This is a genomic window from Corynebacterium neomassiliense, from assembly GCF_900626215.1.
GTDB classification, from domain to species: domain Bacteria; phylum Actinomycetota; class Actinomycetes; order Mycobacteriales; family Mycobacteriaceae; genus Corynebacterium; species Corynebacterium neomassiliense.
In genome coordinates this window covers 2,748,539-2,765,762 of the sequence record NZ_LR131106.1, presented here as the reverse complement: position 1 = coordinate 2,765,762, position 17,224 = coordinate 2,748,539, and the positions used below count along the sequence as shown (strand labels likewise).

The 17,224-nt window shown below is 69.4% G+C and carries 15 protein-coding genes and 1 pseudogene; 12 read left to right on the top strand and 4 right to left on the bottom strand.

Annotated elements, in window-relative coordinates:
• Positions 1-11: 11 nt before the first annotated feature.
• Both E0E18_RS12070 and E0E18_RS12065 read right to left on the bottom strand, forming a co-directional pair.
• A complete protein-coding gene (locus tag E0E18_RS12070) occupies positions 12-1,493 on the bottom strand; it encodes an NCS2 family permease (RefSeq protein WP_066590103.1) in 1,482 nt (493 codons plus the stop codon).
• A 202-nt stretch (positions 1,494-1,695) separates the two neighbouring features.
• Positions 1,696-2,535 (bottom strand): DUF3027 domain-containing protein, encoded by an 840-nt coding sequence (locus E0E18_RS12065; protein WP_161972288.1) that lies wholly within the window; start codon positions 2,533-2,535, stop codon positions 1,696-1,698.
• 87 nt (positions 2,536-2,622) lie between these two features.
• Between E0E18_RS12065 and E0E18_RS12060 the strand changes: the two genes are divergently transcribed.
• The 3 genes from E0E18_RS12060 to E0E18_RS12050 are packed head-to-tail and all read left to right on the top strand — an operon-like array spanning position 2,623 to position 5,494.
• Complete coding sequence (locus tag E0E18_RS12060; RefSeq protein WP_237559772.1) at positions 2,623-3,453, top strand: glutaminyl-peptide cyclotransferase; 831 nt, start codon at positions 2,623-2,625, stop codon at positions 3,451-3,453.
• Positions 3,450-4,856: an MFS transporter gene (locus tag E0E18_RS12055; protein WP_227871027.1), complete on the top strand. Its 1,407-nt coding sequence runs from the start codon at positions 3,450-3,452 to the stop codon at positions 4,854-4,856. Before E0E18_RS12060 ends, E0E18_RS12055 begins: the two co-directional genes overlap by 4 nt.
• 29 nt (positions 4,857-4,885) lie before the next feature.
• Positions 4,886-5,494 carry a DUF2771 domain-containing protein gene (locus tag E0E18_RS12050; RefSeq protein WP_130841025.1) on the top strand — a complete coding sequence of 203 codons (609 nt, stop codon included), beginning with the start codon at positions 4,886-4,888 and terminating at the stop codon, positions 5,492-5,494.
• A 49-nt stretch (positions 5,495-5,543) separates the two neighbouring features.
• Here the strand turns inward: E0E18_RS12050 and E0E18_RS12045 are convergent, their stop codons facing one another.
• Complete coding sequence (locus E0E18_RS12045) at positions 5,544-5,933, bottom strand: cold-shock protein (RefSeq protein WP_066590088.1); 390 nt, start codon at positions 5,931-5,933, stop codon at positions 5,544-5,546.
• A gap of 470 nt (positions 5,934-6,403) precedes the next feature.
• Between E0E18_RS12045 and E0E18_RS14530 the strand changes: the two are divergent.
• Positions 6,404-6,679 (top strand): annotated as a pseudogene (locus E0E18_RS14530) (transglycosylase family protein); the annotation flags it as partial.
• Between the two features lie 118 nt (positions 6,680-6,797).
• Positions 6,798-7,100 carry a resuscitation-promoting factor Rpf1 domain-containing protein gene (locus tag E0E18_RS14525; RefSeq protein ID WP_237559819.1) on the top strand — a complete coding sequence of 101 codons (303 nt, stop codon included), beginning with the start codon at positions 6,798-6,800 and terminating at the stop codon, positions 7,098-7,100.
• 124 nt (positions 7,101-7,224) lie between these two features.
• On the opposite strand, the gene E0E18_RS12035 is transcribed toward E0E18_RS14525, so the two are convergent.
• Complete coding sequence (locus E0E18_RS12035) at positions 7,225-7,419, bottom strand: hypothetical protein (protein ID WP_066590205.1); 195 nt, start codon at positions 7,417-7,419, stop codon at positions 7,225-7,227.
• Positions 7,420-7,520: 101 nt separating this feature from the next.
• Here E0E18_RS12035 and E0E18_RS12030 point away from each other — a divergent pair, with 101 nt between their 5' ends.
• From E0E18_RS12030 to E0E18_RS12000, 7 genes are all read left to right on the top strand, one after another.
• Complete coding sequence (locus E0E18_RS12030; protein ID WP_130841021.1) at positions 7,521-9,932, top strand: helicase-associated domain-containing protein; 2,412 nt, start codon at positions 7,521-7,523, stop codon at positions 9,930-9,932.
• Positions 9,933-10,077: 145 nt separating this feature from the next.
• Positions 10,078-11,724, top strand: a complete 1,647-nt coding sequence (locus E0E18_RS12025; protein WP_130841019.1) for a DNA repair helicase XPB — start codon at positions 10,078-10,080, stop codon at positions 11,722-11,724.
• A 9-nt stretch (positions 11,725-11,733) separates the two neighbouring features.
• On the top strand, positions 11,734-12,372 hold the full coding sequence (locus tag E0E18_RS12020; protein ID WP_066590083.1) for a DUF3239 domain-containing protein: 639 nt from the start codon (positions 11,734-11,736) through the stop codon (positions 12,370-12,372).
• Between the two features lie 131 nt (positions 12,373-12,503).
• Positions 12,504-13,262, top strand: a complete 759-nt coding sequence (locus E0E18_RS12015; protein WP_066590082.1) for a LamB/YcsF family protein — start codon at positions 12,504-12,506, stop codon at positions 13,260-13,262.
• A complete protein-coding gene (locus tag E0E18_RS12010) occupies positions 13,259-14,689 on the top strand; it encodes a carboxyltransferase domain-containing protein (protein WP_237559771.1) in 1,431 nt (476 codons plus the stop codon). The genes E0E18_RS12015 and E0E18_RS12010 overlap by 4 nt, the downstream gene beginning before the upstream one ends.
• Positions 14,686-16,503, top strand: a complete 1,818-nt coding sequence (locus tag E0E18_RS12005; protein WP_130841016.1) for an ATP-binding protein — start codon at positions 14,686-14,688, stop codon at positions 16,501-16,503. The genes E0E18_RS12010 and E0E18_RS12005 overlap by 4 nt, the downstream gene beginning before the upstream one ends.
• A gap of 46 nt (positions 16,504-16,549) precedes the next feature.
• Positions 16,550-17,203 carry a GntR family transcriptional regulator gene (locus tag E0E18_RS12000; RefSeq protein ID WP_066590079.1) on the top strand — a complete coding sequence of 218 codons (654 nt, stop codon included), beginning with the start codon at positions 16,550-16,552 and terminating at the stop codon, positions 17,201-17,203.
• Positions 17,204-17,224: the final 21 nt, after the last annotated feature.

The window sequence follows — 17,224 nt, the reverse complement described above, 5'->3', positions numbered from 1 at the left end:
CAGGGTCCTGCTCAGCCGATGGCGTCCTTGATGGGGTCGATCCCGAAGTAGACGGCGAAGAGCACCGCGACGAGGTACATCAGCGGGTGGACCTTCCGCCAGTTGCCGGTCCCCAGCTGCAGTACGACATAGGCGACGAAACCGATGCCGATGCCGTTGGCGATGGAGTAGCTGAACGGCATCATGACGATCGTGAGGAATGCCGGCAGGCCCGTGGTGAGGTTGCCGAAGTCAATGTCCTTGACCTGCGCCATCATCATCGCACCGACGATGACGAGAACCGGGGCGGCGGCCTCGATCGGCACGATCTCGTAGAGGGGGGTGAGGAACATGGCTGCGAGGAAGATGAGACCGGTGACGATGTTCGCCAGCCCGGTCCTGGCACCGTCGCCGATACCCGCGGCGGAATCGACGAAGACCGTGTTGGAGGACGCCGAGGCCGCGCCACCGACAACCGCACCGGCGCCCTCGACGATCAGGGCGGTGCGCATGTCGGGCAGGACGTCATTCTTGTCGACCAGGCCGGCCTGCTTGCCGAGGCCTGTCATCGTGCCCATGGCGTCGAAGAAGTTCGACAGCACAAGGGTGAAGATGAGCAGGCAGGCGGAGAGGAAACCGACCCTGGTGAAGGCGCCGAAAAGGTCGACGTTGCCGATGAGGCCCAGGTCCGGCAGACCTCCGAGGGAGTCCGGGACGGCCGGGACAGCCATGTGCCATCCCGTGGAGGGGGAGTCGTCAGGGTCCCCGGCGACCGCTTGGACGATGACGGCGAAGACGGTGGTCGCGACGATACCGATGAACAGGCCCCCGCGGACCTTCCGTGCGGCAAGGATCCCGCAGATCACCAGGCCGACGACGAAGACGACGCCGGACCAGCTGACGATGGAGCCACCGACCCCGAAGCTGACCGGGACGGTGGTGTTCATGTCGTCGGTGTTGCGGGTGACGAAGCCGGCGTCCACGACACCGACGAAGGCGATGAACAGTCCGATGCCGACGGTGATCGCCGACTTCAGGGATGCGGGGATCGCGTGGAACACGGCTTCCCGGAATCCGGAGACCGCCAGTGCCACGATGATGACACCGTCAATGACGACCAGGCCCATTGCCTCGGGCCAGGTCAGTCCCTCGGTGGCGACGAAGGTCACCGCGACGAGGGTGTTGATGCCGAGGCCGGCGGCGATGCCGAACGGATACTTCGCGAAGATGCCGAAGGCGATCGTCATCACGCCGGCGGCGAAGGCGGTGACGGCGGCGACCGGGGAGATTCCCAGCACATTGCCGTCACGGTCGGCGACGGTGCCCAGGATGAGCGGGTTGAGCAGAATGATGTAGGCCATCGCGAAGAACGTGACCACGCCGCCACGGACCTCGGTGCCGACTGTGGAGCCGCGTTCGGTGATGTGGAAGTAGCGGTCGAGGAAGGACCGCGGTTCCGCACCTGCGGGGGTCTTCAGTCCTGTCGGCCCTGCAGGCCCTGTCGGGGTTGCCATATGGAACCAGCTTTCAGTTCAGGAAACGTCAGATGGGACGTCCCAGTTTCTCCCGTCGGCGCGGTGCGGGCAACCTGAGCCGCAGTGAGTACGGTGAGGACGGTGAGAACAGTGGGGGAAACGGAGACTGTCGAGGCCTGCGGGCGTACCGGAAATTCGCGGCACCTCTTAAGTACCTCTTCAGTACCTCTACAGCACCTCTTCAGTACCTCTCGGGGCCGCCGTCGTCGTACGCGGTCCGGGAGGCGCTGCCCTCACCTGCTTCACGGGGGGTCTCGGAATGTGCGCCGCAACCGTAGTCGGATGCCACGACCCTGCCGTCCGCGGAGAATTCGTTGGCGCACACACCCACCTCAGGAATACCGGCCTGTCCCGCCCGACCGGCCTTTCCCGCCCGACCGCCCGACCCTGCTGCCCCGGTACGCACGTGCCGCTGCAGGGGGAGCCAGAAGGCACAGCTGTCGCAGGAGCGTTCCGCCAGACCGGCGAACTCCGGGTCCGGGGCGTCCTCGCCGGTGGTCCAGCGCCGCACCGCCGCCTCCCAACCTGCCCGCGTGAGACTGCGACGGGCGCCCGGGTTACGGGGGACACCGTCGGCAGAACCGGCAGAACCGGCAGTACCGGCAGGGTCGTCGGGGTCTGTCACGCGGGGGTCGTCGGTCTTCAGGGGCAGACGGTCCCCGGGCCGCAGGTCCCCCGGCCGGATCCTGTCCTCGTAGGGCACCCAGGCGGGTGCGGCGAGGGCGTGGTCTCCTGCGTGGAGTGAGACCTCGTTGACCGTCACATGCTCGGTCCCCGGCGCGCAGGCGATGACAGCTATCCACTCCCAGCCCCGGTATCCACGCTCGCGGCATTCGAAGCGGTGTGCCGCACTGTCCGGGCCCACGGTCGTGGCACCGAGATGACGGCCCCCCGCTTCCGGCCCGGCGATCTCGACGCCCGCTTCCTCGGCGCCCTCCTCTCCCCTGGCAGAGAGCAGGACGCCGCGACCGGCCCCCCGCCGGTCATGTGTCCGCTTTCCCCCGTGTCGTCGATTGCTCACACTCCCCATTATGGCAGCAGGGAGCCCATGGTCCTGTACCCGCCCAGCTCCCCCCGCCGTTCCGGGCCCTTGTACCGCGGGGCTCCCGTGATTGCCGTCCTTTCGGTCCTGGCACTGGCCGGATGCTCGTCGGGGGGTGGAGGGGACACGCCCGGGTCGGCGTCCGGACAGGGTGCGGGGGACGCCGCGACCCTCACCGCGGAGGTTGTCGCGGAGTACCCCTCCGACCCGACGTCCTTCGTCCAGGGTCTGGAGGTCATGCCGGAGGGGGACCTGCTCGTCTCCACCGGACGTGAGGGGAGTTCCCGGATCTACCGCACCCCGCTCACCGGCGCCGTGTCGGTCGGCGACGGTGCCGGCCCGACCGGGGCTCCCGTACCCACGGTGTCCGTCGACCTCGACCCGGAGTTCTTCGGTGAGGGATCGACACGGCACGGTGACACGGTCTGGCAGCTGACGTGGAAGGACGGGGTCGCGGTGAAACGGGACGCCGCGACACTGCAGGAGACCGGCCGGGTGCAGTACCCCGGTGAAGGATGGGGCCTGTGCACCAACGGCGAGCGGCTGGTGATGTCCGACGGTTCGTCGACGCTGACCTTCCGAGACCCGGAGACCTTCGGGGAGACCGGACGGGTCGAGGTGACACTCGACGGTGAACCGGTGACACAGCTCAACGAGCTCGACTGTTCCGACGGTGAGGTGTGGGCGAACATCTGGCAGTCCGACAGGATCGTGCGGATCAGCCAGGCCACGGGCGAAGTCACCGGCGTCCTCGACACCTCCGGCCTGGACCTTCCCGCCCGGGACCGTCGGGGAGCGGACGTGCTCAACGGGATCGCCCGGGTACCCGGGACCCCGGACCACTACCTTCTGACCGGGAAGCTCTGGGACACCGTGTACGAGGTGACCGTCCGGTGAGCAGTGACCGTCCCGGTCCCACCCACCGTCTGGCGGCGAAAGTCTGGGGAATGCTCGGCGCGGACGGGGCCAGAGAGTCCGGTCTGACCGCGCTGATGTACGCCACGATCGCGAACTTCGCCGTGGACGCTGTCCTGGCCGTCGCACTGGCAGGCACCCTGTTCTTCTCCGCGGCCACCGGCGAGTCGAAGAGCTCTGTCGCCGCGTACCTCCTGGTCACCATCGCGCCTTTCGCAGTTCTCGCCCCTGTGATCGGCCCGGTCCTCGACCGGATCCGCACCGGCCGTCGCCTGGCCATGTCACTGACTTTCGCCGGTCGTGTCATCCTCGCGGCCGTGCTGCTGCAGAACTTCCACTCGTGGCTGCTCTACCCTGCCGCACTCGGGATGCTGGTGCTGTCCAAGGCGTACGGCGTCCTGAAATCCTCTGTCACCCCCCGGCTGGCGCCCGAGGGACTCGACCTGGTGCGCGCCAACGCCCGGCTGACGATCACCGGACACATCGGCGGTTCCATGGTCGCCGGCGGGCTCGCGGCGGCCGTCGCCTTCGTCGAGGATCCGCAGGCGGCACTGTGGCTGCTGCTGGTCTGTGCCCTGGCGGGAATCTACCTGTGTGCTCTCATGCCGGACGCCGCCGAGGGCAGTGCGGACGAGGTGTACGCCGATCCTTTCGCCCCCACAGAGGTCATCGCCGCTCCCCGGGGTGAGCGGACCTCCGACGCCACAGCCGTGACACGTGACATGCCCGCACCGCCGGGGCATCGTCCGCGCGGTTCACTGGTCAGGCAGTGGCGCCGGTCGATGTCCGTCCGCTTCCCCGACGCCACCCGCACAGCCATGTGGGGTACCGCCCTGCAGAGGCTGGGGACGGGGTTCATGACGATCTACATCGCCTTCGTCGCGAAGTCCTCCCACGGTCTGTCCGGCACCGAGCAGCTGGCCCTCCTGGGCGTCGTCGGGGCGGCCGGTGGTGTCGGTACCTTCCTCGGCAATGCGGTCGGTTCCCGGGTGAGGTTCTCCCGTCCGAGGTCGACCGTCATCGTGCTGGGCGTGGTCTCTCTGGCGTCGGTGGTCTTCGCTGCGGTCGTCGACGGTGCGGCCACGGCTGCGCTGGCCACCGCGGTACTGTCCGTGGGAAGCGCGATATCGAAGTCCTGCCTGGACGCCACGATCCAGGAGAATCTCGACCAGTCCGCCCAGGCGTCGGCGTTCGGTATCTCGGAGACGACACTGCAGCTGTCCTGGGTCCTGGGCGGCACTCTGGGGCTGCTGCTGCCGACCGAGCTCACCGTGGGTATGTCGGTACTGGCAGCCACCGGTACAGTGTTCTTCGTCAACGTGATCGCGGCGTCCCGCGGCATCGGTGTGGGATCACTCATCGGCCGTGTCCGGTCACGGTCCTGACCGCAGCACCGAGACGGAAAGCAGGCCCCATGTCGGACGAGTCCCCGAAGCAGACGAAGAAGCAGCGGCGAAAGGCCGCACAGCGCCGCCAGCTGCTCACGTTCCTGGGGATTGTCGTCCTCGTCGTCGTTGTCGCCGGGGTGGTCCTGGGGGTCCAGAGGTACCGGTCCTCGCAGGCGCACACCTCCCCCTCCGACCTCCGGGTCACTGTCACCACCGCTGACGGCGACATGGAACTGGCACCGTATTCGGTGTGCGGCTTCGACGACACCGACTGCAGCGGCGGGCAGTCCTCGAGGATTCCGCTTCCCGCCGACGGCGAGGTGACGGTCAGGCTGCCGCAGGACATCTACGACCATGACTGGAAACTCGTCCGGATCTACGATGATCCCGCCGCGAACACGGAGAACTCCTACTCCGCCAACGAGCAGAAGGAGTTCACCCTTCAGGGCTCCTCCCCTGCCGAGGACGCCGAGGGCAACCGGCCCCGGCTGGCTGTCGCGGAGATCCAGACGCTCCTCGTCGAAGGCTCCGGTGACGACGAGGAACCTGTGGCGGCGGTGTGGTCGCTCACTCCGGACGATGTCGCCGAAGACGCGACCGGCGCCACGAGCACCACAGACGCCGCCGACCGGTAGTCACCTCCGCGCACCGGGGAATCGCCGGGGCGGCACCGGGGTTTCTGCCTCAGGCGTCGAGTTCGCGGGCGATTGTCCGCAGGATCTCGGCCACCTGGTGGCCTTCTTTTCGCCCGGGCCGTCGTCCGGCCTCCAGCGCCGGCTGGATCCTGTTCTCCAGCAGCGAGACGGTGTCCTGGACCAGTCCGTGGAGTTTCTCGGGCGGGTACCTGTGCGCTGCGCGGCGGGGCCCCTGGTCGAGCACTGTGACGCGCAGTGCCTCCGGACCACGGCCGCGCAGGCCGGTGGCCAGGTCGTATTCGATGCGTTGCCCCTGGACGAGTTCGGTGACTCCCTCGGGGAGCACCTGACGTCCCACGTAGACGTCCTCCTGGCCGGGGTTTGTCACGAATCCGTAGCCTTTGTCGGCGTCGAACCATTTCACCTTGCCGGTCGGCATGTCTTCTCCGTGTCCTTTCCTGTGGTCTGCATCCGGCGTCGCCGGGTGCACGGGGAACCGATGACTTTATCAACCGGACCCCTCCGAATCACAACTGCCCCAGTTGTCCCGCTAGTCCCACGCTGCCAGGTATGTGACCAAGATCACTATCTCACTCAATCCACAGCATCACAATTGCATAACGACACAGACACGGATTGATAACGGGGCCGCTGAGCAGGAACTCCGTCCTTCTTCCCGCCCCGCAACCTCCACCAGCGCCTCCGGTCAGACCACTGTCCGACACCGGGTCCCGGCCCCGGACGACCTCACGTAGCGTGACTAAAACGTGACCGGACGTTACGCTGTCCACCGAACCGAGCGGGGACGTCCCCGCTTGCAGACAGAGACAACGACGGAGAACGACGGACAGTGGCGGACCGGTCACCGGCCCCGCCCCACCGTCAGACCGGAAGGAACGGACAACCTCTATGGGACGCCACAAGACCAGCACCCGCTTCACCTCGACCAAGCGACTCGCCGTCGCCGGCATCGCTGTCGCCGGCCTCGGCGCAGCCCTCGCCCCGGCCGCCACCGCCGCGCCCGACTCCGACTGGGACCGCCTGGCACAGTGTGAGTCCGGCGGAGACTGGCACATCAACACCGGCAACGGCTACTACGGCGGACTCCAGTTCTCCGGCTCCACCTGGAACGGCTTCAACGGCGGAGAGTTTGCCCCGCGCGCCGACCTCGCCAGCCGTGAAGAGCAGATCGTGGTCGCCGAGCGCGTCCTCGCCTCCCAGGGTTGGGGGGCATGGCCCGCCTGCTCCTCCAAGCTGGGCCTGAACTCCCCCGCGACCCCCCGTACCCGTCCCTTATACACCCCTGACGCGGCCGACGAAGAGGNNNNCCCCCCGTACGGCCCCCGCCGCGACCCCGGCACAGCCGCAGGCCGTCGCCGCCGACGTCGCCGTCATCGAGGAGACCGAGGACGTCTACGCCCTCGACACCGTGTTCGCGCAGATCTCGGCACTGTTCGAGGCCGCCGGCTACCCGGTCCCCCAGCAGATCACCGACGCCTACAACGAGCACCGCGAGGAACTCGACGGTGCCTACCGTGCCGGGACCGAGAAGCTGGGCCAGGCGGTCGACGGCATCACCGCCGCCGCCGGTGCCCTGAGGTTCTGACACGGCACACCGGAAGCTACCGGGGCCGGGTCACCGACACCTGCCCCGTCCACGGCGAAGGCCCCGCAGAACAGCTGTTCTGCGGGGCCTTCGCCGTGCATCGGTCACCGGGACCGCGCAGAGACTACTTCGCGCGGTTGATCACGGTGAACGGGTGGACATAGGGCAGGGTTTCCGCGGGAACCGGGAGATCGATGTCACCGTAGGGGCTCAGGGCACCGGCGTCCCCTGCGATGAGTTCGCTGACGGCGTGACGACCCTCCGGGACGTCCTTCGGCCAGCCCGGATCAACGTAGTGCTTCTTCTCAACATCAGCCATGTGACCCATCATTCCACACCTGACCGGGCGTGCAATACCTGAAGACCCCGGACGGGCGCGACCCCACCCCCGGCACCCGTCCGGGTAAAATCGACGGAATCATGCCCGACAACGATTCCAGGACGGATCCCTCCACCACTCCCCCGTTCCCGACGTACGGTGAGTGGCTGGCCGACCACGGTGACTCCACCCTCGTGGACCTGTTCTGGCGCCTGCGTGCCTTCCACAGCCCGTTCATGCCGTCAGCGGGTTCCGGGACAGCCGGATCCGCCCGTGGCACCGCGCCCTTGCCGACGGTGACCGACGTCGGGGCGCTGCGACAGCTCGACGCGGCCCACCTGGCGGTTCTCCATGCCCTGGTCCGGGCCGGTGCCACCCACCGTCCGGTGGACCGCGACGAGCTCCGGTCCGCACTCACCGGGCTCTTCGACACGGCCGGAACACCGGAGCACCGACGCCTGCCCGCAGAGGAACTCCCCGGGCTGCTGACCTCCCTGGCACACCTCGCACTGGCCTACGGGCCGGGACTGCGTGTCGACGGGGCAGGCGACGCCGAGACCTTCCCTGTGGCGGTGCCCGGCAACCTCCGGTCACTGTTCGGCCCCGCCACCGACATTCCGTGGGCCCTGGTCGACGGCTACCGTTGCCCCGTTCCGACCCGGGACATGCCCGACGTCCTCGGAAAGCTCCCGGAACGACAGCGGCGGCTCCTCGACACCCTGTCGTCGGCCGGCGGTATCGGACACTCCACCAGTCTCGACGATCCGGAACGGCCGCTGGCGCGCATGATCGCCGCCGGCCTGCTGGACCGCATCGACGCCGGGACGGCGCGACTGTCGCCCCGGGTGGGTGCCTTCATCTCAGGCCGGATCGTCCCCGCGCCCGGCGGCGACTTCACCGTCGCCGTCCCGGTTCCGGTCACCGGCGCTGTCGACAGTGCCGGGGCGGCACGCGCGGTGGAGACCCTGCGTCGGGTGACGGACCTGCTCACCGATCTGGCGACTGCACCGCTGCGTCCGCTGACCGCGGGAGGGGTCGGCGTCCGGGAACTCACCCGGGTCTCCCGCAGCACCGGGGCCACCGTCGGGGAGGTCACGGGCACGCTGCTGCTGTGCAGGCACGCGGACCTGGTCTCCCGGGGTCTGCCCGTGCCAGCTCCCGAGGTGGACGCGGCCGGTCCTGACGGCGACGTCTGGGGGGTGACCGACCGGGGGGCGGAGTTCCTGTCCGCGGACACCGCCCGTCGCTGGGCACTGCTGCTGTACGGCTGGTCGTCCAGCCCCCACGCCCAGTGGGAGGCGGCGACGACCGGTGCCCACCTGCTCGAGGACTCCCTGGACAGCCCGCGGATCACCGCCCTGCGCCGGATCACCGCCGAGCTGGTGACCGTGCTCGACGGTGGGACGGACGCCGCGGAGAAGCTGTGGCAGCTGCGCCCCTCCCTCGCCGCCCGTACCGGAGTCGACGCCCTGGACGCCGTGCTCGGTGAGGCGGAGGAGCTCGGTCTCCGGGTCGACGGCAGTCCCACCGGTGCCGCCACCGCACTCGCCACCGCGCTTGACGCGGATCCCGGCCCGGGTCCCGCCTCCGCCGACCCTGTCGACGCCCTGACGGAGGCACTGGCCCGTGTACTGCCCGATCCGGTGCACACCCTGCTCATCCAGGCAGACCTCACAGTCCTGGCGCCGGGGCTGCTCGATGCCCCGACCGAATCCATGCTGCGCCGTATCGCGGACGTCGAGTCCACCGGCATGGCGAGCGTGTGGCGGATCTCCACCGGATCACTGAAGAGGGCGGCGTCCTACGGGGAGTCCGCGGAGAGCGTCCGGGGGTTCCTGTCCGGAATGGCCGCGGAGATCCCCCAGGGCCTCGACTACCTCATCTCGGACACCTTCCGGGACACCGGATCCGTGACAGCGGGGACGGCCTCGACCGTGCTCACGGCACCGGACGCGGCCATGATGGATCTCGTCCTGGGGCAGCTCACCGACGCGGAGGCGGACCGCGCCGGGCTGCGCCGGATCGCGCCGACTGTGGCGGTCAGCCGGTCACAGCTCTCGGTCGTCGTCGACGCACTGGACGCCTCGGGCGCCAGGGTGAAAGTCGAAGGCGATTCCGGTGCCGTCGCCCACGGACCGGTCCTGTCCCTGGTTCCTGACCCGGACCCGCCCGTGGTCACCCGGGACGACGTCGCAGGCCAGCTGGAAGCGGCGGTCGAGACCCTGCGTCGCTCACAGGAGACGCGTCCCGACGATCCGGACGGCTCGGGGACAGTTCCGGGGGTCGAGACGGTCCGCGAGCCGAGGGCGATCATGGACGCCCTGCGCACCGCCTACGACCGGGGCACCCGGGTGGAGATCAGCTATGTCGACGCCGACGGCTCTGCGGTCCGGGAGTGGATCTCGGTGGTGACGATGAGCCCGGTGAAGATCGTCGGGGTGACGGAGTCCGGGGGAACGTCACTGGGAATCCGCCCGCACCGCATCTCCTGGGTCGGAGTTCCCGTGGGCTGAGCACCGTCTGCTGCAGGAGCCGGATCCGGACTAGACTGGTCCGGTTGCGGTCTGCAGCAGCAGACCCGTCCCGGCCGGCACCGCCGCGGGCCCCACCGCCCGCCACCGCCGCCTGCCACCACAGTCCCCGTTGTTAGGAGTTCCCGTGCCACTCGGCGACGGACCACTGATCGTCCAGTCCGACAAGACAGTCCTGCTCGAGATCGACCATCCGGCGGCAGCCGAGGCGCGCAACGCCCTGGCCCCGTTCGCGGAGCTCGAACGCGCACCCGAACATGTCCACACCTACCGCATCACTCCGCTGGCCCTGTGGAATGCACGGGCCGCCGGGCATGATGCCGAACAGGTGGTCCATGTCCTGGAGACCTATTCGCGATTCCCGGTACCGCAGCCGCTGCTCATCGACATCGCGGAGACGATGGACCGTTACGGTCGGCTGACCCTGGCCACGGACCCCGCCCACGGGCTGGTACTGGAGTCGAAGGACCCGGCGGTGCTCGCCGAGATCCGGAGGCACCGGAAGATCAGCCCCATGCTCGGTGAGCAGCTCGACGCGGACACCGTCGTCGTGCACCCGTCCGAGCGGGGCCGGATCAAACAGGAACTGATCAAGGTCGGTTGGCCCGCCGAGGACCTCGCCGGGTACGTCGACGGGGAGGCCCACCCGATCGCACTGTCCACGGAGACTGAACCGTGGGAGCTGAGGGACTACCAGGAGATGGCCGCGGACTCCTTCTGGTCCGGCGGGTCCGGCGTCGTCGTTCTGCCCTGCGGTGCCGGTAAGACCATGGTGGGGGCTGCGGCGATGGCGAAGTCGCAGACCACCACCCTGATTCTCGTGACCAACACCGTGGCAGGACGCCAGTGGCGTGACGAGCTCATCCGCCGGACCACCCTCACCGCCGACGAGATCGGCGAGTACTCCGGGGAGAGAAAGGAGATCCGTCCCGTCACGATCGCCACCTACCAGGTCGTCACACGCAGGACGAAGGGCGAGTTCCGTGCTCTGGAGCTGTTCGACTCCCGTGACTGGGGACTGATCATCTACGACGAGGTCCACCTGCTGCCCGCCCCGGTCTTCCGGATGACCAGTGACCTCCAGTCGCGTCGCAGGCTGGGGCTCACCGCCACCCTGGTGCGTGAGGACGGACGCGAGGACGACGTCTTCAGCCTCATCGGGCCGAAACGTTATGACGCCCCGTGGAAGGACATTGAGGCCCAGGGGTTCATCGCGCCCGCGGACTGTACCGAGGTGCGCGTGCAGCTCGGTGACAGTGAGCGCATGGTCTACGCGACCGCAGAGCAGAACGAGAAGTACCGGCTGGCCGCCTGTTCCCCGGTGAAGACCCCGGTCGTCAAGAGGATCCTGGAGAAGCACGCGGGCGAACCTGCCCTGGTCATCGGCGCGTACATCGACCAGCTCGAGGAACTCGGGGAGGAGCTGGACGCCCCGGTCATCGACGGCAAGACACCGAACCGGCGACGCGAGGAGCTCTTCGACGCCTTCCGTGCGGGGGAGGTCGGCGTCCTCATCGTCTCGAAGGTCGCGAACTTCTCCATCGACCTTCCGGGTGCATCGGTCGCCGTCCAGGTGTCCGGCACCTTCGGGTCACGGCAGGAGGAGGCGCAGCGTCTGGGCCGTATCCTGCGGCCGAAGCCGGACGGGGGTGCGGCGTTCTTCTACTCGGTGGTCACCCGTGACACACTGGACGCGGAGTATGCGGCGCACCGCCAGCGGTTCCTTGCGGAGCAGGGGTACGGCTACCGCATCATAGATTCTGTAGACCTGTAGGGGATCACCGTGACCGAGTTCAATTTCACCGTCGACGAGAGCTTCGCCCGCACCCACAACGAGTTCTTCCGGGACGCCCGGCGCTTCCAGTGGTCGGCGGGGATCCTGGGTCTCCTGTTCCTTGTCGCCACGGTTGTCCTGGTGCTGGTCGGCACCGGTCTGACGGTCACTGTCGGTGTGGCCTGCGGGATCATGGCCCTGCTGTGTCTCGTGATGGTGCCTGTGCTGCCGCGGCAGCTGGGCTCACCGCAGTCCTACTACGACCGTTACGACCTCGTCCCCGCGGTCGTGGCGAAGGTGAACCCCCGCGACGTGGTGCTGCTCGCCCTGGTGGACACGGCCGTCGACGGCACCGGTGAGCCCTCCACCCCGGCCCTTGCGGTGCGGACGGTGACCTCGGTCCCGGGCATCCGGCGGGTCGTCGGTGAGCACGTGCCGTCGATGGCCGTGACAGGGATGCGCACCACCCGCAACCGGAACCACTGGGAGGAGATCTCCCCGATGCCGGTGGCGTGGGGGACGAAAGACCGTGCGGTCATCGACGCCGCGGACGGCGCCGTCCCCGCCGGGCGGTGGCGGAAGCTCGAGGGACTGGTCGGCCGGGTCGACGAGGTCGAGGCGACGAGGCGGAGACTGCTGGAACTGTAGCCGGGGGCGCAGGGACCGTTGGGGGGAGCCAGGGGCGCGTCCCGTGTTCCTGTGGTGATCTTCCGGGCCGTGGACTAGACTCTGGATTGTTCAACAATCCGACGATGCGGCGTCCCGCAGGAGACAACCCGATGACAGCAATCGACCTCAACGCAGACCTCGGCGAAACATACCGTGGCGTTCCCGTCGCCGACGACGCCGCCATGATCGGACTGGTCAGCAGCGCGAACATCGCCACCGGATTCCATGCCGGCGACCCGCACTCGATCGCCGGGACGGTGGAGGCGGCCGCGCGACGCGGCGTCACCGTCGGGGCACACATCGGCTACCGGGACCCGGAGAACTTCGGCCGTACCTTCATCGACATCGACCCCTCCCGCCTCGCCGACGAAGTCCTCTACCAGATCGGGGCACTCGACGCCCTCGCCCGCCGGTACGGCACCCGGGTGCGGTACGTCAAACCCCACGGCGCCCTGTACAACACCATCGTCCACGACACAGAACAGGCCCGCGCAGTCATCGACGGCGTCCACGCCTTCTCCGCGGACATCCCCGTCATGCTCCTGCCCGGCGCAGTGGCCGCCGACATCGCCGGGAAGAAGGGCCTCCGCGTCATCCGCGAGGCCTTCGCCGACCGCAACTACAACCCCGACGGCACCCTCGTCTCCCGTGACCGGCCGGACGCCGTCGTCCCCGACCCCTCCTTCGTCGCCGACCGCGTACGCCAGGTCGCCACCACCGGTACCGTCACCGCAGTCGACGGCACGGTCATCAGGGTGGACGCCGAATCCGTCTGCGTCCACGGTGACTCCCCCGGCTCGGTGGCACTGGCGCGCAGCATCGTCGAAGAACTCGCACGCGACGGCATCACCGTCCGGAGCTTCCTGTGACCGCCCCGACCCCGCAGTCCGTCCCCGTCCACCGCGTCGGCACTCTCGCACTGCTCGTGGACCTGCCCGACCTGGCGACCGCGATGGCGTGGCACGCCGCGCTCAGCGCCGACCCCCTGCCCGGCCAGACCGAGGTCGGCGCCGCCGCAGGCACCGTCCTCGTCCGCTTCAGCTCCCCTACCCACGCGGCCTCGGCGCGACACATCCTCCCCGGGTTCACACCCGGGCGCACGACCCTGCCCGACCCCCGTGAAGTCACCGTCGACGTCGTCTACGACGGGGAGGACCTCGATGGCCTCGCCACCGGTCTCGGGATGAGTACCGCGGCGCTGGTCGACCTGCACTCCTCGACGACGTGGGTCGCCGCGTTCGGCGGCTTCGCCCCGGGTTTCACCTACTGCGTGCCGCAGGGGGACCCCCGACTGCCGGAGATTCCGCGGCACCGGTCCCCCCGGACAACCGTCCCCGCCGGATCGGTGGCCCTGGCCGGGGAATTCTCCGCGGTCTACCCCCGCACCTCCCCGGGCGGCTGGCAGCTGATCGGGACGACCACCACTCCGTTCTGGGACGCCGCGTCCGCCCACCCCGCCCTGCTCTCCCCCGGTGACCTGGTCCGCTACCGGCCGGTGACACCCCGGGCCGCGAACGATGCTGTCGGCAATGCACGCGACGCCGCCGTCCTGGAGAACATCGGCGGGCTGGCACTCACCGCCCTGGTCGACACAGTGGTCGTGGTCACCGGGGCGGAGGCACCTGTGAGCGTGCACCGCCGGCCCGGCACGACACACCCGGGCCGACCGGTGCCGCAGGGAACCCCTGTCCTGCTGACACCCGGCACACAGCTCACCGTGGGGCCGGCGACACGGGGGCTGCGCAGCTATGTCGGTGTCCGCGGCGGCGTGGTCACCGCACCGGTCCTCGGATCCGCGTCCACGGACCTGCTCTCCGGACTCGGCCCCGCGCCCCTGACGCCCGGCGACCTCGTCCACGCCGGGCGCCCCTCCGGGACAGTCGCACCGGTAGCCGCCTCACCACGCACCGACGGGGTACTGCGGGTGGTCCCGGGCCCCCGGGACGACTGGTTCCCAGGAGGCGTCCGTGCACTGACCGCCACACGGTGGACGGTCAGTCCCGCCTCCAACCGGGTGGGGATCCGCCTCGCCGGAGACCGCCCCGTCGTCCGCGACCGTGACGGGGAACTGCCCAGCGAGGGCATGGTCCCCGGATCTGTGCAGGTCCCCCCGGACGGGCTTCCGGTGCTGTTCCTGCGGGACCATGCGGTCACCGGGGGTTACCCCGTGATCGCCACCGTCGTCCCCGGGGATCTCGACGCCGCAGCCCAGCTGGCACCCGGCAGCACCGTCACCTTCAGAGCCGTCGACCCGGACCCCGGCACCACCGACAGAATTCCCCAGGAGAAACCATGACCCTGCACACCGTACTCATCGCCAACCGTGGGGAGATCGCCGTCCGCATCGCCCGCGCGGCCCGCGACCTGGGCATCTGCTCCGTCGCGGTGTACTCGGAACCTGATGTAGGGGCACTGCACACCCGGGTCGCCGACGAGGCCTACGCCCTGCCGGGGTCCACCTCGGCGCAGACCTACATGAACATCCCCGCACTGCTCGACATCGCGGCCCGCGTCGGAGCGGACTGCCTCCACCCCGGCTACGGGTTCCTGTCGGAGAACGCGGACTTCGCCCGCGCCGTGACCACGGCCGGTCTCACCTGGATCGGACCGGACCCGGAGACCATCGACACCCTCGGCGACAAGATGGCGGCCCGGCAGCTCGCCGAGTCGGTCGGGGCCCCTCTCGCCCCCGGTACCTCCGAGCCCCTGACCTCCTGGGAACAGGCCCGCGACTTCGCCGCTGAGCACGGCCTGCCGGTGGTCGTCAAGGCGGCCTTCGGCGGCGGCGGTCGCGGACTCAAGATCGTCACCAGGGAAGACGGTCTCGGTGCGGTGGAGGACGCCTTCGCCTCGGCCGGCCGTGAGGCGGGCTCGGCGTTCGGCCGCACCGAGTGTTTCATCGAGAAGTTCCTGGAGAAGCCCAGGCACGTCGAAGCCCAGGTCCTCGCGGACAGGCACGGGCATGTCTCCGTGGTGGGTCTGCGGGACTGCTCCACCCAGCGCCGGTTCCAGAAACTGGTCGAGGAGGCCCCCGCCCCCTTCCTGACCGGGGGGCAGCGCCGGCAGATCACCGAAGGTGCGCGTTCAATCTGCGCGGCGGCAGGGTACGTCGGCGCCGGGACAGTGGAGTTCATTGTCGCCGATGACGGCACGGTCTCCTTCCTGGAGGTCAACACCCGGGTCCAGGTCGAGCACCCGGTCACCGAGGTGACCTCCGGGGTGGACATCGTCGCCGAACAGTTCCGCATCGCCGCCGGTGAGCCCCTGAGCTGGATCGCCGCAGGCGGGGCCACGGACCCGGAGACCTCCGGTCACGCCTTCGAGTTCCGGATCAACGCCGAGGATGTCGCCAACGGTTTCGTCCCCTGTCCCGGCACGGTGGACAGGTTCGAGGTGCCGACCGGACCGGGTGTCAGGGTGGACGCCGGAGTTGTCCCCGGCTCCCGGGTCCCGGGATTCTACGATTCAATGCTCGGCAAGTTGATCGTGTGGGGCCCCACCCGTGAGGTGGCGCTGCGGCGGGCGCGCGCGGCACTCGACGAGTTCCGGGTCAGTGGCGTCCGCACGGTCCTCCCGTTCCACCGTTCCATCGTCCGGGAGCCTGCCTTCGTGGCAGCCGACGGGAACTTCGGCATCTACACCGACTGGGTGGACACCTGCTGGTCACCGTCCTCCGCTGTCGCCGGCGCGGGCAACGGCGACAAGGTGGAGGACGCCTACGTCGAACGCACGGAGATCTCCGTGGAGATCGACGGCCGGCTGCACCGCGTCGGGATTCCGGCCGGGGCGCTCGGTGCGGTGACCGTCGGTGCCGGGGCTCCCGGTGCGCCCGGTGCGGTGACCGTCGGTGCCGGGTCCGTCGGTACCGGTGCGCCCGGCGCGGGGTCCCCGGTACCCTCCCCTTTCGCCGGCACTGTGGTGGAGTGGAAGGTCGCCGACGGTGCGCAGGTCAGCGAGGGTGAGACGGTGGTGACCGTCGAGGCCATGAAGATGGAGAGGGCGGTCACCGCTCCGGCGGCGGGAACACTGCAGATCATCCGGGACGCCGGTGACACCGTCGCCTCGGGTCAGCCGCTGGCGGTCATCGTGGAGGAGTCCGCCCGGAGGTGACGGCTGTCCCGACCCCGGTACCGGGGAGCCCGATACACTTGTCACCATGCGTGCTCTCAGTGTTGCCACGGCGATCCGTCGCGCCGTCTCCGCCGGGGAGTACTTCCCCGGGGAGAAACTCAACGAGGTGACGACGTCCGAACGGTTCAGCGTCTCCCGCAACACTCTCCGGGAGGGTTTCGCTCTCCTCGACGCCGACGGCATCATCGAGCGCATCCCCAACCGCGGAGTGTTCATCGCGTCCCCGACCCCCGACAGTGTCAGCGACCTGTACCGTGCCCGTGCCGTCATCGAGCCCGCCGCCCTGTGGTGGGGGCCTGACCTGGACACGGCCGCCCTCGATGCGGCCGTCCGGGACGCGGAGGACGCCGTCTCCCGGCAGGACTACTCCGCAGCAGGTCTGGCGAACCAGAGGTTCCACCGTGCGGTGGTGGCGGCGGCCGGATCACCGTTGCTCGACGACGAGACCGACCGGCTCCTCGCCCGGATGCGGCTGGTGTTCCTGCAGGCGGAGAAGGTCCGGCACGATTTTCACCGGCAGTTCGTCCCCGTGAACCGGGAAATAGCCGACCTCGTGTCCGGCGGGAGGAGGCAGGACGCCGCGACCCGCCTCCGGGAGTCCCTGACCGAAACCGGTCTCCAGCTCAGGGAGCTCGTGGAGACGGTGGGCGGGAACAGGCGGCTGCCGGCACCGTCGTGACCACGGTCCACGACCGTCGGC

Bases quoted from the DNA above. Each gene is read 5' to 3' on its own strand.
- E0E18_RS12070 (WP_066590103.1), bottom strand. From the start codon at position 1,493: ATGGCAACCCCGACAGGGCCTGCAGGGCCGACAGGACTGAAGACCCCC.
- E0E18_RS12050 (WP_130841025.1), top strand. From the start codon at position 4,886: ATGTCGGACGAGTCCCCGAAGCAGACGAAGAAGCAGCGGCGAAAGGCC.
- E0E18_RS12045 (WP_066590088.1), bottom strand. From the start codon at position 5,933: ATGCCGACCGGCAAGGTGAAATGGTTCGACGCCGACAAAGGCTACGGA.
- E0E18_RS12035 (WP_066590205.1), bottom strand. From the start codon at position 7,419: ATGGCTGATGTTGAGAAGAAGCACTACGTTGATCCGGGCTGGCCGAAG.
- E0E18_RS12030 (WP_130841021.1), top strand. From the start codon at position 7,521: ATGCCCGACAACGATTCCAGGACGGATCCCTCCACCACTCCCCCGTTC.
- E0E18_RS12015 (WP_066590082.1), top strand. From the start codon at position 12,504: ATGACAGCAATCGACCTCAACGCAGACCTCGGCGAAACATACCGTGGC.
- E0E18_RS12005 (WP_130841016.1), top strand. From the start codon at position 14,686: ATGACCCTGCACACCGTACTCATCGCCAACCGTGGGGAGATCGCCGTC.
- E0E18_RS12000 (WP_066590079.1), top strand. From the start codon at position 16,550: ATGCGTGCTCTCAGTGTTGCCACGGCGATCCGTCGCGCCGTCTCCGCC.